At 40.7% G+C, this 16144-nt stretch carries 12 protein-coding genes; 8 read left to right on the top strand and 4 right to left on the bottom strand.

Features of this window, described 5'->3' with window-relative positions; translation table 11 throughout:
• Window positions 1–265: 265 nt before the first annotated feature.
• Entirely contained in the window at window positions 266–2395 is a 2130-nt protein-coding gene (locus tag V7K69_RS29130; RefSeq protein WP_335040993.1) for a sensor histidine kinase, read from the bottom strand.
• 295 nt (window positions 2396–2690) lie between these two features.
• On the opposite strand from V7K69_RS29130, the gene V7K69_RS29125 reads away from it, so the two are divergent.
• From V7K69_RS29125 to V7K69_RS29115, 3 genes are all read left to right on the top strand, one after another.
• Complete coding sequence (locus V7K69_RS29125) at window positions 2691–3434, top strand: RibD family protein (RefSeq protein ID WP_335040991.1); 744 nt, start codon at window positions 2691–2693, stop codon at window positions 3432–3434.
• 172 nt (window positions 3435–3606) lie between these two features.
• Window positions 3607–4788 (top strand): GNAT family N-acetyltransferase, encoded by a 1182-nt coding sequence (locus V7K69_RS29120; RefSeq protein WP_335040989.1) that lies wholly within the window; start codon window positions 3607–3609, stop codon window positions 4786–4788.
• 90 nt (window positions 4789–4878) lie between these two features.
• Window positions 4879–5262 carry a DUF4346 domain-containing protein gene (locus tag V7K69_RS29115; protein ID WP_335040987.1) on the top strand — a complete coding sequence of 128 codons (384 nt, stop codon included), beginning with the start codon at window positions 4879–4881 and terminating at the stop codon, window positions 5260–5262.
• A 74-nt stretch (window positions 5263–5336) separates the two neighbouring features.
• Here the strand turns inward: V7K69_RS29115 and psb32 are convergent, their stop codons facing one another.
• Entirely contained in the window at window positions 5337–6068 is a 732-nt protein-coding gene (gene psb32 / locus V7K69_RS29110; RefSeq protein WP_335040985.1) for a photosystem II repair protein Psb32, read from the bottom strand.
• A 381-nt stretch (window positions 6069–6449) separates the two neighbouring features.
• Here psb32 and surE point away from each other — a divergent pair, with 381 nt between their 5' ends.
• Complete coding sequence (gene surE, locus V7K69_RS29105; protein ID WP_335040983.1) at window positions 6450–7130, top strand: 5'/3'-nucleotidase SurE; 681 nt, start codon at window positions 6450–6452, stop codon at window positions 7128–7130.
• A 217-nt stretch (window positions 7131–7347) separates the two neighbouring features.
• Here the strand turns inward: surE and V7K69_RS29100 are convergent, their stop codons facing one another.
• Window positions 7348–8802 (bottom strand): MFS transporter, encoded by a 1455-nt coding sequence (locus V7K69_RS29100; protein WP_335040981.1) that lies wholly within the window; start codon window positions 8800–8802, stop codon window positions 7348–7350.
• Window positions 8803–8879: 77 nt separating this feature from the next.
• Here V7K69_RS29100 and V7K69_RS29095 point away from each other — a divergent pair, with 77 nt between their 5' ends.
• The 4 genes from V7K69_RS29095 (at window position 8880) to V7K69_RS29080 (ending at window position 12409) form a co-directional block, all read left to right on the top strand.
• Entirely contained in the window at window positions 8880–9398 is a 519-nt protein-coding gene (locus V7K69_RS29095; RefSeq protein ID WP_335040979.1) for a phosphoribosyltransferase, read from the top strand.
• Window positions 9399–9770: 372 nt separating this feature from the next.
• Window positions 9771–10628, top strand: coding sequence for a dCTP deaminase (locus V7K69_RS29090; protein WP_335040977.1), 858 nt, complete (start codon window positions 9771–9773; stop codon window positions 10626–10628).
• Between the two features lie 42 nt (window positions 10629–10670).
• Window positions 10671–11462 carry an FAD-dependent thymidylate synthase gene (gene thyX / locus V7K69_RS29085; RefSeq protein ID WP_335040975.1) on the top strand — a complete coding sequence of 264 codons (792 nt, stop codon included), beginning with the start codon at window positions 10671–10673 and terminating at the stop codon, window positions 11460–11462.
• Window positions 11459–12409 carry a carbohydrate kinase family protein gene (locus V7K69_RS29080; RefSeq protein WP_335040972.1) on the top strand — a complete coding sequence of 317 codons (951 nt, stop codon included), beginning with the start codon at window positions 11459–11461 and terminating at the stop codon, window positions 12407–12409. The genes thyX and V7K69_RS29080 overlap by 4 nt, the downstream gene beginning before the upstream one ends.
• 294 nt (window positions 12410–12703) lie before the next feature.
• On the opposite strand, the gene topA is transcribed toward V7K69_RS29080, so the two are convergent.
• Window positions 12704–14869: a type I DNA topoisomerase gene (topA, locus tag V7K69_RS29075; RefSeq protein ID WP_335040970.1), complete on the bottom strand. Its 2166-nt coding sequence runs from the start codon at window positions 14867–14869 to the stop codon at window positions 12704–12706.
• Window positions 14870–16144: the final 1275 nt, after the last annotated feature.

Here is a 16144-nt window from a genome sequence, read left to right as displayed (position 1 = left end):
TTAATACCTAAGATTATTCATACTTTTGCTAAGTCTCTGATTAACTCAGCCCTGCTGGGTCATTTTGCATGGCTTAGTCTAAACTCCAGTTAGAATTAGAGTCTAGTAAAAATTACCGGCTCTTGCGTTGGTTTTATGTTACAGCATTAAAATAGCCGTTTTATAGAAAGGCTCAAAAATTTAAAATCTAGTCATAGCAAGGAACATAGGCTTTGATTAGATTTTATTTATTATTCGACTCCATAAAAGGAACTGAAGAGCCAAATTACCTTTCAGAAGTCCCATTTGCATAAACTTCTGTTTTTGGAATACTTACCAAGATAGTTTGCTGCGGCGAAAAGCTAATCTCGTAAGTCTCATTCCCAAGTAACACCTGGAATTTCATCGACTTCTCTTTGTCTACAACTGCTTTTACAGCTTTGTTGCTCTCCAAAGAGGAGCTTTCCCCAGACTGCTGTAGGCTAGAGTATTGGTTTGCTTTTGCCCCCTTCTTTCCAGAGGAAAATCCCAGATTCCCGACTTTTTCTTCTTTGTTGTCAACAGGTAACAGGGAGATATCAATCAAGGGTAAGGTAATCTTTAGTGTCGTACCTTGATGAAGTCCGGTACTCTCAATAGTAATGCTACCTCCCATAAGTTCGATTAAGTTTCGTGAAATTGCGAGTCCGAGTCCAGTCCCTTCAAACTGACGCGCAGTTGTGCCATTCACCATCACAAAGGGGCGAAATAGTTTGTGCTGTTGATTGGGATCAATGCCAATACCTGTATCTTTAACTATTACCACTACTTGAGATTTACCATTACTAGATTGAATTTCAGTAGCAATGGTGATGCTTCCTGTGTCGGTGAACTTAGTAGCGTTGCCAATAACATTAATCAGCACCTGCTTTAGTTTTGCCGTGTCTGCCTTAATTGGTATCGGTTGAGGTTCTAACTCGCATTTCAATTGCAAGCCCTTTTGTTGAACATTAACTGATTGTAAATTAATCACCTCTAGCAATATTTGTCGGAGATCAAGAGGTGTGATAACTACAGAGAGCTTACCCGCTTCGATTTTAGAAATGTCGAGTAAATCATTAATAATATTTAGCAAATGAATCGTTGTTTCATTGGCACGTTTGAGGAATTCCATTTCTTCTTCCCGGCTATCACATAAGCCATCTTCAACCACACGAATGCAGTTAATAATAGTATGTAATGGGTTTCTCAATTCATGGGAAGTCGTAGCCAAAAATTGGCTTTTAATCTGGTTAGCGTTTTTTGCTTCTTTCCAAGCTATTTCTAATTCTTCTGCCCCAGCTTTGAGCCGTTCTACCATTTGGTCTAATGCTTGGGCCAGTTGATTGAATTCCCGAATTTGGAAATTGTGGGGAACTGGTTGTGCAGCGTGGTGAGAGTGAATATTGAGAGCGTAGTCTCGTAATTCTTCTACAGGACGTGCCAAGTAAGGAGCTAAATATAGGGATGCTAACAAACTTGCACCAATCGAACCAACGGTCAAAACAATAAGAATTAGTTTAATTTCTTCTAAACCAAAAAGTGCATTATCGACACTAGTAACAGCTAAGACTATCCATTTTTGCTGCTGCTCTTGGGTGAGTGGATTGGCAATAGCTGTATAACCAGCTACTAATTCGTTTCCCTCTTTAAAAGACAGATCTATCGAATCATTTCGTCCTGCAAGTGCATTTTTAATTATGCTCTTGAGTTGGGAAGCATTTGGATGTTGATCAATCTTACTTCCCACCCAGTCTGCAAATGGATGTGCCAAAATTGTCCCATCTTCAGCAATCACTACCATAGCGCCTGTAAGCGATCCCGGTGGATTTCTGGTTTGTTGGTACAATGCAGACTGAATACTTAAGCTATAAACTAAATTTTTTCGCTTATCGAAGACTGGTGCAGATAAAACTAATTGTAATTGATTTTGTGCGTTTCTTTTTCCAGTCATTCCTGCCTTTGGCGGGAAGATTTTTTTGACATCAATTCCATCACTAGGCAGAGAGAATGTTAATTCTCCAATTGCTTGATCTCCACAGCTACTGGCAATTATTTTTTGATTTAGGAGATCCGTTAATTGGATGCACTCAATATTGGCTGGCAGTTGTTGTTTTAGCTGCGTGAGAATTTCTTGCTCTTGGATAGGCGAACCCGACGGAATGACCGTTGTTTTACTTACACTCAGCAAATTAGCTTTTAAGATTGCGATCGCATCGCCAATTCTCTCTCCTTTACTAATGGCGCTTTCTGTTAAATTTTGACGCGCAGTTGCCAATATGCTAGAACGTGCCTTGTTCAAGGCCACAATCTCGCCTACAAGTAAAACTGGAACGAACAGCAGCAATATTCTCGTTACTAAAATTCGACGAAAGGAAGATTGACGGGAATTAGTCATCGAGTGTCTCACTTTGCATCTGCAAACCACAACAGCAAAGATATGTAATTAGACTGGCTAGATGAGACATTTTATTAAATTATCACAATTTTATTTTCAATGTTTAAAAATAACAAATTGCTATCTTTTAAAAAGAAACGTGGTATACCAAAACTCATATATGCTAGATTTAAAAGTGGTTTGTGTTGCATATAAATACAGTGGTAAAATTGTAAATAAATTACTTGCAGGCATTGATTTTTTTTGAGAATATACATACAAAGAAAGAAAATATTCCAACTATCAAATCAATTTAATGTTGCAACATCGTCCTCATACTACAGTTGTTTTAGCAATGAGTGCAGATGGCAAGATAGCAGATTTTAGGCGATCGCCTGCTCGGTTTGGCTCAAGGGTTGATAAAGCACATCTAGAAAAACAAATCGCTGCCTCTGATGCGGTTTTATTCGGTGCTGGTACTCTCCGGGCTTATGGAACGACACTTACTGTATCAGATCCAAGTCTAGTGCGACTTCGGGTACAAGAAGGGAAGCCTCCGCAGCCAGTTCATATAGTGATTACACACTCTGGAAACCTCAATCCGGAAATTAACTTTTTTAAGCAACCAGTTAGACGTTGGCTACTCACGACAGCACTAGGAACACTTTCATGGAAAAGACGTTGTTTACAGACGCTTCCTTCAACTCTGGGAACCAGAACACAAGAGTGTCCTCCAGAATTTGAGCAGATTCTGGTTTTTGAAACACCAACGCGAGAAATTGACATTCCCGCAGCTTTGAAGCATCTAGCCAATATAGATATAACACGGTTGGTGGTTTTGGGTGGAGGTGAATTAGTCGCTGCCCTGCTGGGCTTAGATTTAATTGATGAATTATGGCTAACCGTCTGTCCCCTGATTTTAGGTGGTAGTACTGCCCCCACACCTGTAGAAGGGAAAGGTTTTTTACCCGATTTAGCTCCCAAGTTGCAACTTTTAGAAGTTCATACTGTTGAGCAAGAAGTGTTTTTGCACTATCGCCTGCAACAACCAACAGATTAGATTACGCTAAGTTAAGTTATTAGGCATTGGGAATTGGGAAGAGGACTTGGGGACAAGGAGAATTGGGGACAAGGGGAAAGACTTGTTTCAAGTTCTCACCTCTTGTTCCCTTGTCCCCCTCCCTGCCCCTTGCCCCCTGCTCCCTGCCCCCCTGCTCCCCTGCTCCCCTGAGATGGTAGAACAACTTAAGCCTCGCTATTCTGTCATTTGGACGAACAAAATCGCTGAAGTATCGCAAAATGCCTGGAATGCTTTAGCAATGCCACTCAAAACGCCATTTTTAGAATGGGAGTGGCTAAATAATCTCGAAACCTCCCAAAGTGCTACTGCTAAAACTGGTTGGTTGCCAAATCACTTGACATTGTGGCGGGATAGAACGCTGATTGCGGCTGCACCACTTTATCTCAAAGGACATAGTTCTGGTGAATTTGTATTTGATCACCAATGGGCAGAGTTAGCCGATCGCATCGGAGTTCAATATTACCCAAAATTGCTGGGCATGACACCATTTACCCCAGCTGAAGGTTATCGTTTTTTAATCGCCCCAGGAGAAGATGAAGACGAAATCACCGCGATGATGGTGCATGAAATTGACACTTTCTGCTCCAAAAATCGGATTTCTGGATGTCATTTTCTCTACGTTGATCCCCAATGGCGGCCGATGCTGGAACGGCATGGTTTTACAACTTGGTTGCACCACAGCTACGTCTGGGAAAATGCTGGCTTTAAAACTTTTGATGACTACTTGAAAGTCTTTAACGCCAATCAACGCCGCAATATCAAGCGGGAACGTAAAGCTGTAGAGAAAGCTGGTTTAAGATTGCAACCTCTGAGTGGTGATGAAATTCCCTACTCTTTATTTCCTTCGATGTACCAGTTTTATGCTGACACCTGTGATAAATTTGGCTGGTGGGGTAGCAAGTATCTCACCCAGAGGTTTTTTGAGCAGCTACACAATGATTATCGCCATCGAGTCTTGTTTGTCGCGGCATATAGCGAAGAAGATAATTCTCATCCTTTAGGAATGTCCTTTTGTTTGTTTAAAGGTGACAAACTCTATGGACGCTATTGGGGAAGTTTTCAAGAAATAGATTGCTTACATTTTGATGCTTGCTATTATGCGCCTATTGAGTGGGCGATCGCTAACGGAATCCAAATTTTTGATCCTGGCGCGGGTGGCCGCCACAAAAAACGGCGTGGTTTCCCTGCTATGCCTAATCATAGTCTGCACCGCTTTTACAACAATCGTTTAGGGCAAATTATCCGTCCCTATATTAAGGAAGTGAATCAACTCGAACAGCAGGAGATTGAGGCGATTAATGCAGAGTTGCCATTTAGTAACCGGGATTCTTAAAAGTTTGCCAAGGCAGAGGGTGAACGACGAATTACACTTAATATAGAGTGTAAAAACCCTGAAAAAAGAAAATTTCTTTTTATAATGCTTATGGATTTAATAGTTGAAGATTTAGCCGCAATTGATGATAAACTTTCCCAGCGTCATATTGACCTCGATCCCGGTGGATATTTCATTATTTACTTAGATCGAGACGCGGGGTTAATTTATGCCAAGCATTTCACAAACGTAATTGACGATCGCGGTTTAGCTGTCGATCCCGAAACGGGGAAGGTAATTCCGGCACGAGGAAAGGTAGAACGAACTTACACAACGGTTTTTAGTGCGAGGACGGCTAAAGAACTTTGCGTGAAGATTTTTGAAGAAACTCAGCCCTTGCCTGTAACTCAATTAAATCATGCGGCTTATTTGGGTCGAGAATTTGTTCGGGCTGAGGTGGCTTTAGTAAAAGGGCTAGAGTATGTTCAGGATTAAGCCAATTTTAGATTTTAGATTTTAGATTTTTCTTCAATCCAAAATTCAAAATCTAAAATTGAACAACTCTGTCATTACCCATCAGATGATGGCTGATTTATCTGATAAATGTAGTAAGTCGCCATTGGGATGACGGTGGCGGCAATTAACAATCCTACTACCCAAGCAGTAGCGTTACCTTGGTTGGTTTCTTCTGCTTTCTTGTAAGTACCTTCTACCTGTACATTGTCAGTAACTTGGGGTGGCCCCGGATCGGCTTTACCGGAGAGGACGGCAACAAGGCGATCGCTAGCATCTAGAAATGCCTGATTGTATTTGTTACCATTGCGTAACGGCACACTTACTGTCTCTGTAGCGACACTCTCGGCAATAGCGTCAGTGAGTAAAGGTTTAACTTCATCCCCAGTAATAATGGAAGTACCATTGGTAACTGTGTCAATAACCAATAAAGTTTGATTTGCTTGGGCTTCTTTTGTCGGAAACCATTTTTCAAACAACTCTTTGGTAAAGCTTTCTGGTGTTTCACCGTAGTCAAGGCGGCGAACAGTCACAATTCTGACTTGCTTATTTGTTTGTTTTGCCAAATCCTCGAAAGCACTGCTAATCTTACCTTCGTTCAGACGGCTGATAACCTCACCTTGATCCAAAACCCAGGTGTCTGCTGTGAGGCTGGGTAATTGATACACACCTGTGGCTAGAGCAGGTGCAGCAAACAGCGAGGCTGTTAAAATAACCGTCACCAATGTTAAAACCAGCCGGATGAGGTGTTTTTGACTACTAAATATTTGTTTGAGGAGCTGTTTCATCGTGTGATCCCTAAGACAGACTTGCACCAAAAATACTACAGAACTAGTACAAAAATCACCTCGTTCGCGGTTTTCTCCGGGATCAAGTTTTTGCTACTACCAGCAGATAGATATTTTACGGGATTTTTTGATTGCACAAACTTGTGACGATCGCGGTTGCAAGCACTAAAGCTAACAAGAAATACCGCCCATTTTGGGAATTAACCCAAATACTTAGGGCGGAATTTGCAAACCATCTAGAAATGATATCGTATAATTAATATTTTTGGCAGAAAGAAGTATAAGTTTTCATATATGCAAGTTGCTTGTCCTGCCATACCCTTTTATGGGTTATGTGTGCAATTTTTCTGGTATTTTGGCTAAATCTAAAATAATATATACATGAGCATAATTTTAACTAACGACGATGGGATTGATGCCCCCGGTATAAAAGCTCTGATTAAAGCTGTAAACGGTAAAGATTTTATCATCGCGGCTCCTGCCGATCATCAGTCTGGCTGTGGACATCAAGTAACTACCACTCGCGCCATCAACCTTCAGCGACGTTCTGAGACTGAATATGCGATCGCAGGCACTCCTGCCGATTGTGTGAGAATTGCATTAACACAAATTGACGCAGATGTCAAATGTGTGCTTTCAGGTATCAATGCTGGGGGCAACTTGGGAGTCGATGTCTACATTTCTGGTACAGTGGCTGCTGTGCGGGAAGCCGCAATGCACGGTATTCCCGGAATTGCTATTTCCCACTATCGCAAAGCCAAGCAGAATTTTGATTGGGATCTGGCTGCCGAATTGACAACTGAAGTTTTAGCTGACTTACTCAAGCGTCCCCTAGAACCGGGAAGCTTTTGGAATGTGAACTTGCCGAATCTGCAACCAGGAGAACCACATCCTGAAATAGTCTTTTGCCAAGCCTGTAGCAGACCTTTGCCTGTCAACTATCGAATTGAAGGCGATGATTTTTATTATGTAGGAGAATATGGCAAACGCGATCGCACCCCTGGTAGTGATGTGGATGTATGTTTTTCCGGCAATATTGCGGTAACTCAGTTAAGGGTTTGAAACTTTGACACTCTCAGGTTTAAAGATGCTAAGATTCTTGGTTTTTCCAAACAGTATTAGCCAAGTTTGGGGGTTTAATTCCCCTACCTTTACAGACAGTACATTTTGATGCCTAATTAAAATCTCCCTTACAAAACATAATTACGAATTACGTACAGCCCCTTTGGGCATGAAAACAGCGTAGCGGGGCGTAGCCCATTACGAATTACGAATTATTTTAACTTCCCCTCTTCTCTTGGCGTTCTTTGAGTTTTAGCAGAATTTCTGCGTGCATCTCGCGGGTAATCGGGTAAAAATACGTTAAAACTAAGCCACAAAGCAAACAAACGGTAGGTATGGGGCCAACAGCAATACGAATAGCAAACAGTGCCGATTCTGGTTGGATGGGTAGTGGACTTCCGGCTACGGATTCTTTGAAACCCGATACTTGCAAAGCATTTCCCACTAAAAATAGTCCGAAAGCTAAACCAAATTTTTGTAGCAAAACCATGAATCCATAAAAAATGCCTTCTCTGCGCTGTCCCGTTTGCAGTTCATCTAATTCAATCACATCTGGAATCATCGACCAGGGAATTAGATAAGCTGTGGATACACCAATCCCTGCCATAACAGCCATTACATACATCAAAACTATTTGACCAGGCTGTAAGAAAAATAGTCCTATCGCTGCTAAAATCCACAAACTCATTCCCATAAAATAAACAATTTTTTTCCCAATTTTTTTACTTAACGCTCCCCAGACAAATAACATCAGCAGAGCAGTTCCTTGCACTGCAATCAAGACTATGGGCACATCTGATTCTTCTTTGAGACCCATATAATTGACTACAAAATAGGGAATAATGCTGGCTGTTATCTGCACACCTAGCCAAGAAAAAAGATATATACCAATAACAAATAGAAAAGGTCGGTTGCTGAAGACTATTTTTAGCTGTTCGCCGAAGGGGAGAGATGCAGGTTCCTCGGTTTGGATGCGTTTAGCCTCAAAAGCCAAGATGCGATCGCGGACTCCAAAAACGCACCAATATAATCCTAAAATCGAAATTACAGTACAAATTCCCGCTAAAACCAGATATCGTTGTTGGCGATCGGCAATCTGCGAAAAAACAATTCCTGTTAAAATCAATGACAGAATGCTGCCACCAATGGAAAATGTAAAGCGATAGCTGTTAAGGCTGGTGCGTTCGTCGTAATCTTGAGTTAGTTCTGGAGTCATCGCCGTATAAGGCAAATTCACAACCGTGTAAAATGCTTGAGATATCACCCCAATCGCTACGTAATACCAGAATAGCGGCCAAATATTATCACTCTTATTTGCACTAAATTGCGGTACAATCCATTGCAAGAAAAAGAAAATTCCAAAGGGGATTGCTCCATAAAACATCCAAGGAAGACGACGGCCCCAACGGCGAGATTTCGTTTTATCAGTCAGAAACCCGACAAGCGGATCGTTTACTCCATCCCAGATTTTGCCAATCATCAAAATAGTGCCAGCTAAACCCGCAGGGATACCAGCGACACTCGTAAAGAAAATCAGCAGATAAAAAACGGAGATATTTGCAGTAATTGCTGGCCCTAAATCCCCTGCACCATAAGCCAGCTTTGTTTTTAAATCGAGTTTTTCACTAAGAATATCTCGTTGGGCATCGCCATCAGCAGCAGAATCTTTCATAATAACTTGCGCTCATACTAAAATAAAAAGTTTGCGATTGTTTTCAATACTAGCCATCTACCACTCCCGTTAGACTTATGCCAGACCTTTATGTTTCTTGGTCAGATTATTACCAAAAAATTGAACAACTGGCTATCCAGATTTATCAATCCGGTTGGGAATTTAACCAGATTATCTGTCTTGCCAGAGGAGGATTAAGAGTTGGAGATATTCTCTCCCGGATATATCAGCAACCACTGGCAATCTTAGCAACCTCATCTTACAGTGGCGCTGGTAAGCAAGAAAGAAGTAATTTAATTTTCTCCCGCCACTTGACAATGACTGCCGAAAAGTTAGGTTCGCGCATTCTTTTAGTAGATGACTTAGTAGACTCTGGTATCACACTCCAACAGACTATACCTTGGCTCAAGCAAAATAGTGATTCCCCAATTGAGGAAATTTGCACCGCCGTTCTTTGGTATAAAGCCTGTTCAGTTATAACACCCGATTATTATGTCGATTACTTGGCTGACAACCCCTGGATTCACCAACCCTTTGAACACTACGAGCAGATGAACCCCGCAGAACTTGCGGCTAAGGTCAGTCCATGTTTATAAATACTTAGTACAACACAGCGTAAATCCAGCTACCATCTCAATTAACAAGACTTGGGGCTTGAGCAACTTGTTAAAGGTAGGTAAACTTCCGTTACCATTAGTAGTCTATCAAGCCAACTTTCCTTAGTACGAAGATATTAGTTGGACAGCAGTTTGAAAAAGGTTGAGTAAACTACTTACTGTTTAAGTAAGTTTTAGCAACCAGAATGTTACGATATAATTTGAGAAATAGGTACCGATCTGGAATTAATTTATCGAAGCAATGCACCTCAGATAAAAACAGTGAGATATGCTTTCTTCGATAGAGATAACATTGGTAACACGATAGGAAAGTTACTGAATAACGTTAATTTATCTTATGAACAAAAACTGATGATGAAGCTACTTACAGATAAACAACTGCTTGCCTACGTAACACAACAAAAACCTATCATTAATGGTATAGAACAACCTATAGATTGGTATAGTGAAAAATCACCTATTCAAGCTACATCGATTGATCTGCATATCGGAGATATTTTTATTCCAGATTGTAAAAAAGAAGATTATGGTAGTGAGTTAAATCCTAAGTCACAACATATTTTAAGAGCTGGACACACAGCAGTTGTATCTACTCTGGAAGAACTTTGTTTACCTAATAATCTAGCTGCTATCGGTTTTCCACCTTCACGTGTTTCTTTTCAAGGAATTCTTATGACAAACCCTGGACATATTGATCCAGGTTACTCTGGTCGATTGCGTTTTACTATTATTAATATGGGGAGCCAAGACTATGTTTTAGAAAAACATAAGCCGATTGTTACTTTACTAATATTTGAATTATCTGACACAGTACAGAAAGATTGGTTTCAGCGTCATGGTAGTAGCGCACAGCCTCCTACTCAAGAAGCTATTGATCGACTCTCTGCCGATTTTCTAGATATTAACAGACGGGCTACAGAGATAACAAACAATATGTTAACTAAAGCACCGTTATACTCGGCGTTTGCAACATTAGTAGTGGGCGCGATCGTTTCTTTTTTTTCGTACTTTTTTACGCCTGGATGGAGAGAACCGCTCAGTGATCTTAGGAAAGATATGGAGCTAATGAAGGCAAATAAAAGTCTTGTTGATTTTGAAAAAGATGTTAAAAATTTAAATGGTAGAGTAGGTAAGTTAGAGCAGTATCAAAATCTTCCTAATTTAACTCCGTCAACTAGTAGAACTACTACCGAAAAAAAACAGCCATAATAATTCAGTTATACACTTCACCTAGAAAACTGGTTACAGACAATGAGCCTGAAAATCTACCTTGTTAGCCGCCCATGCTTTGATATAGATGTATTTCTCTCCTTTTTGTACGATCAGGAAACATCCTGGACACGTAGTACTAACATAACAGCACCTGAAGAAATTGTAGAAACTGCTGGTCGCGTCTGCTATATGTCCTTTGGAAAAAATCAATCTCCAAAGACTAATGCCGAGTATATTCAGCATCTTATTCAAATGGAACATGAGAGTGTTTTAGAACATGTCAACTGGTCTTTTCTTTTGACTGGAGTCTCCCGAGCATTTACTCACCAGTTAGTACGTCATCGTGTAGGATTTGCTTTTAGTCAGCTCTCTCAGCAATATCATGATGAAAAAGATGCAGAATTTATAGAGCCATCACAGTTAAAAGAATTTCCTAATGCACAAGCTGCTTGGCAGCGAGCAGTAAAGGAAGTAAAGGAGTCTTACAATGAAATTTTAAAATCACTTGAGGAGTTTGAAACAAAAGTAGGGATTGGGATGCAAAAGAGAGAGAGCAGACGTGCTATACATTCGATTGCTCGTAGTATATTGCCTAATGCTACCGAAACAAAGATATTTGTAACCGCGAATGCACGCGCTCTGCGTCACTTCCTTAAGATTCGAGGTTCAATTCCAGGCGATCAAGAGATGCGACAAGTGTCTGCTGAGTTATTAAAGTATTTAAAGGTTGAAGCTCCATCGATTTTTTGTGATTTTGATACTAATTTGTTACCAGATGGGTCACCAGTTATAGTTCAAGTAGATATGGCGGACACAAGTACAAGCAAATGAGTACTGATAGTGATATTGTGTGTGTGGGTGACATTATAGTTGAGTGTATCGTACGCCAACCTTCACTGCCACCAGCAGACGTTACGGTGATCCTAGATTATGTGCATCAAGAGATGGGAGGACCAGCCTTTAACATATGCTGGTATCTTTCCCATTTTGGACGGCATCCACGGCTAGTTGGTCCTTTTGGTCGACATAATCAGGTGCTTGTAGATAAAACGCTTTCTTCTGCACAATTAGAAAAAATTGGACTTGTGCCCATAGAAGGCGATAGTGACTTTCTTGTATCTGTATTGACTGAATACCATCATCATAGTATCTACTTACGTAGTACTCTGCCCGATACAATTACCACCGAAATATATTCCCGATGTAATAAATCAAGATGTCTTATTTTGACTGGTAGTCGACACAGTTTAATCCGCAAGACACTCATTAAGTTAGTAAATACATTTCAAGGTGAGTTTTTAGCGTTTAATCCCTCATATGCAATTTACGAGTATGAAAAGAATGAGTTGGCTTATCTCTTAAGTAAAGCTAACGTGACGATTATGAATAAGCAAGAAGCAGAACATGCTTGTCAACTTTTAAGCACAAGAAATATTGACCAATTGTTTAAGCACATGGTAGTTGGCTCGTTAATTGTAACTCTCGGAGCAGAAGGCGTTCATATCTATTATAAAGAAGGCATACTGAGAAAAAATAAAATATGTAGTTTCGCTACTGTGACCTCCACTAATGCTATTGGAGCAGGTGATGCCCTTTTTGCAGGCTTTTTACACGAAATGTTGAATGGTAAATCTTTATCTGATGCAGCTCAATTTGGCTCTGTGATGGCAGCTTATGTAGTCGAATCATCACAAATCCGTGTCCATATCTCCGAGCATCAGGTTCGTCAAAGGTTAAATAGTGGGAGATATTCTCAAGTAGTGGAGATGCTAATTTAAAAGAAGGCAAATTTGCTGAACAGCGATCACCCCAATCAATTGTGATGTCATGAGCCGTGGAAGACATCCAAGTATAGTACATTCATCCCAGGTGAATACACTCACAGAAAAACCATGCACCCTACTTGATGATACAGTGAGAGAATTTTGCTAAATAATTGTGGCAATTGAGCGTACAGCCCGGATACCTGCAAAATCAGACACGCTACAGTAATTTTATTTTTACTAAATAACATCTCTAACAAGGACTAAAGTCCTGATTACAAACTTATTTAGAGATATCATCGGTGGAGCCTAACAATTCAACTCCCCGAACTTAGGACTCCACCACCCTTGTGGCGTACTGAAATAAGCTACATCTTTATGTTTCGTATCTTTACGGGATTGTGCGTTAGAACATCGCAACATTGTCTTACTCTGCCCCTCTTTGATATAACTGTACTCCTCTAGAGGTTTCTTGCATACTGGGCAGGGATATGCCGTTATCTTGACGGGAGGCTTTTGTTTATTTTCAGCCTGAACTACTTTAGTTTGTGGTGGCTGCCAAGTTTTATTAAAGTCGCTCCAAAATAGCACGATATTTTCACAGCCTTTTGTGCATTTGAGGAAATATTTCTTTTTAACTTTAGTACTTGGAATTTTGGCGAGAAAATTTTTGCATTCAGGGCATCGCGTTTTGGAAGTTTCATATTTGCGCTCAGTTATCACATTAGCTTTACCTTTTGGGGAACTCGCAACTACAGTTTTAGCTTTGGATAGTGCTGGTACAAAGTAATTCTGATTCCAACTAGTTAAATAATGTTGCCAAGAGTTTTTTCCTTCGGAAATTGCATCAAGGGCATCCTCCATTTTCGCTGTAAATTCTGCCTCTAGTAAATCTGGTAGTGCTTTAAGCAAAAACGCATCAACTTCTAACCCTAAAGCTGTTGGTTGAAGATGGTCTTTTTTCAACTCGACATAATTTCGTTTTTTTAAGGTAGTAACAGTAGGAGCATAAGTACTTGGGCGACCAATTCCTTTACGTTCCATCAGTTGCACCAATTTTGGTTCACTATAACGGGGTGGTGGCTGCGTCTGCTTCTTTTCATGTCCAGCATTCTCCAGTTTCAATGCTTGTCCCTGTTGTAATGAAGGTAAAACACTGTCCTTGCTGAGATTATTCCAGTATCGAGCATAACCGTAAAATTCAATTACTTGCCCTCTGGCTGACCACAGTAGAGAACCAGACTGAGTAATCACAAGAGTTTTACGTAATTGGGCAGCACGACACTGAGAAGCAATTGACCGCTTCCAAATCATCACATACAAATTAAACTCATCATCAGGAAGTTCTAAACGCAATTGAGCTGAGGGACGAAATACATCCGTTGGACGAATCGCTTCATGTGCTTCTTGAGCCGATTTGCTACTGCGATGCTTGGCAACTTGCGACGGTACATTCTGCGGATCATTTTGCTCTAACCATTTACGGGCGCTAGCACAAAATTCTGGACTGAGCATCACTGAGTCTGTTCGCATATATGTAATCAGCCCTGCCTCATACAGCTTTTGGGCCACAATCATGGTTTTGTCGGGAGCAAACCTCAGCTTTGAACCGGCTGCTTGCTGAAGGCTGGAAGTTGTAAATGGTGGAGGTGGCTGGCGGTTAACGATTTTTCCTTCAAAATGAATCACCTGATGAGGATGTCGCTGTGCTTCTTCAACTAAACGTGTAGCCTCTGCTTCCGAAAGAACGCGCTTAGACTCCGGTGTTTCTGGACTATTACCTACCTTTGCATCATCGTGAGTTTCAGTTTCTTGTTCTGTTGCATCTTTTGCAGAATCGACCGTCCCTTTGTAAAAAGCCCGAAATCCTTCAGCATAATCTACCCAGACACTCCAGTAATCTTGGGGGACAAAAGCCAGAATTTCGTTTTCTCGCTGACAAATTAGGTGCAACGTCGCGCTTTGGACTCTGCCAACGCTCTTCGCGCCGTTATTCAATGCCCAAACTAAAGGGCTACCTTTATAACCCACCAATTTATCTAGACAATCTCGGCACAGCCCAGCACCGATTAAGTTTTGGTCTAGCTTTCTGGGATTAGCGATCGCACTCTGTACCGCCGATGCTGTAATCTCAGTATAAATGACTCGTTTCGGTTCCCTTAAACCCAGCGTTTCTTTAAGATGCCAAGCGATCGTCTCGCCTTCTCGGTCTGGGTCAGTTGCTAAGACAACTTCATCAACCTGCTTCACCGCAGACTTAAGCTTCTGGATTGTTTCTTTCGCTCGTTGGTCACGCGGGACGTAATTGCACCTTACATTACTGCCGTCCATGACGAAGCCCAAGGAATCGTCCCCTTCATTGCTGAGTTCTCGGATATGGCCACAACTGGCTAAAACTTTCCAATCTGAACCCAGAATTTGACTGAGTTTTTTGACTTTTCCGGGAGACTCTACCACAAGTAGGCGTTTGATCATAGCAACTGCGTTCTTGATTTTGAGCAATAAACTGGCAATTGCAATTAGCCATCGCCTATCTTCGTCATCTGGATTTTCTAGAATACTGTACCAAAAAGCTTTGGAAATTGCTCAACTCAGTTTAGAGGTAAATCATCTCAACACTATCTATTTATACCTTTGTATAACTGTTGCTTCCGTCGCCTGACGATAATGAACTAATGTGAATTGCGATCGCAATCCGTTTGAGGATCTCTGCGTCTGTTATTTTGGCAAGCGATCGCGATTATTGCATAGACATAATCTATTACCAGGCGTAGGCGAGCAAGAACCGCAGGCATCGCAGCGCTCAAAAATAAAAAGATGTATTTTTATCAATCCTTCAAGCATCTTGAGGTTTCCTGCTTTGAAAGCCTCGGCTCAAACTTCTTTGTGCCTGCTATCTGCAAAATCTTAACTATAAACTCTGAAAATGTGAAGAACACACTAAGAGGATTTTTTAGCACATAAGTAGGTTGGCAGAAAAATTTACAAGTATGTAACAACAAATTAATCATATTTCAGGCATTCTTCCAACAAAACTATGTCTGACTCCTTGCATTTTGGTTTTCCTCCTCGAAGAAAGTTTATGCCAAAGTCTTTATAGACCAAGCTTTTCCCATTTATCAAAACAGAATTTAGGAGTCAGGATTCATCCTGAATTCTGTATGATTGGCGGATAGCACAGCGTCTCGTAGAGAGCATCTTGATTATGACCAAAGTAACGGAAACGTCTTTGTTAGCGTAGCGGGGCGTAGCCCATTCTGATTTCTTCTTCAAACCGATTGCGATTTATTTATCTTTACATAGGTTACTTTTTTTACGACTATTTACCTACATATTTTTCCTACAATGTAAAGAGTATGCAAAGATACTTTTTGAAGTATAGACATACAAGCAAACTTCAGTATTTAGTTAGTATCAGGTTATTTAAATGTTCTCTCTTTTAAGCTAGACACCAACAGGCTATAGCCCACAACCAGAGGATGAAAATAACCTTCTGTATCAAGAGTTAACTGTTCCCTATTTTCAAGACACTAGGATTTACGCATTGAGAGAAAAATTCAAGTATGAAGTGGATTTTCAGGCATTTAAGCTTGATTTTGTGATGCTTTTTCAAGAATGCCTAAGTTGAGGCTGCGCCTACGCTATTTAATCAAGGATGCTTGTAAAAAGCCTGAAATGAACTATTTGAGTTCATGCACAAAGTCATTAATTTGTACAGTGCATGAGATTTTGATATGTAGATAGGTGCTA

Source organism: Nostoc sp., assembly GCF_036917775.1.
GTDB lineage: Bacteria > Cyanobacteriota > Cyanobacteriia > Cyanobacteriales > Nostocaceae > Nostoc.
Note: the sequence above shows the minus strand (reverse complement) of the source record. Positions and strands in the feature narration are given on the sequence as shown.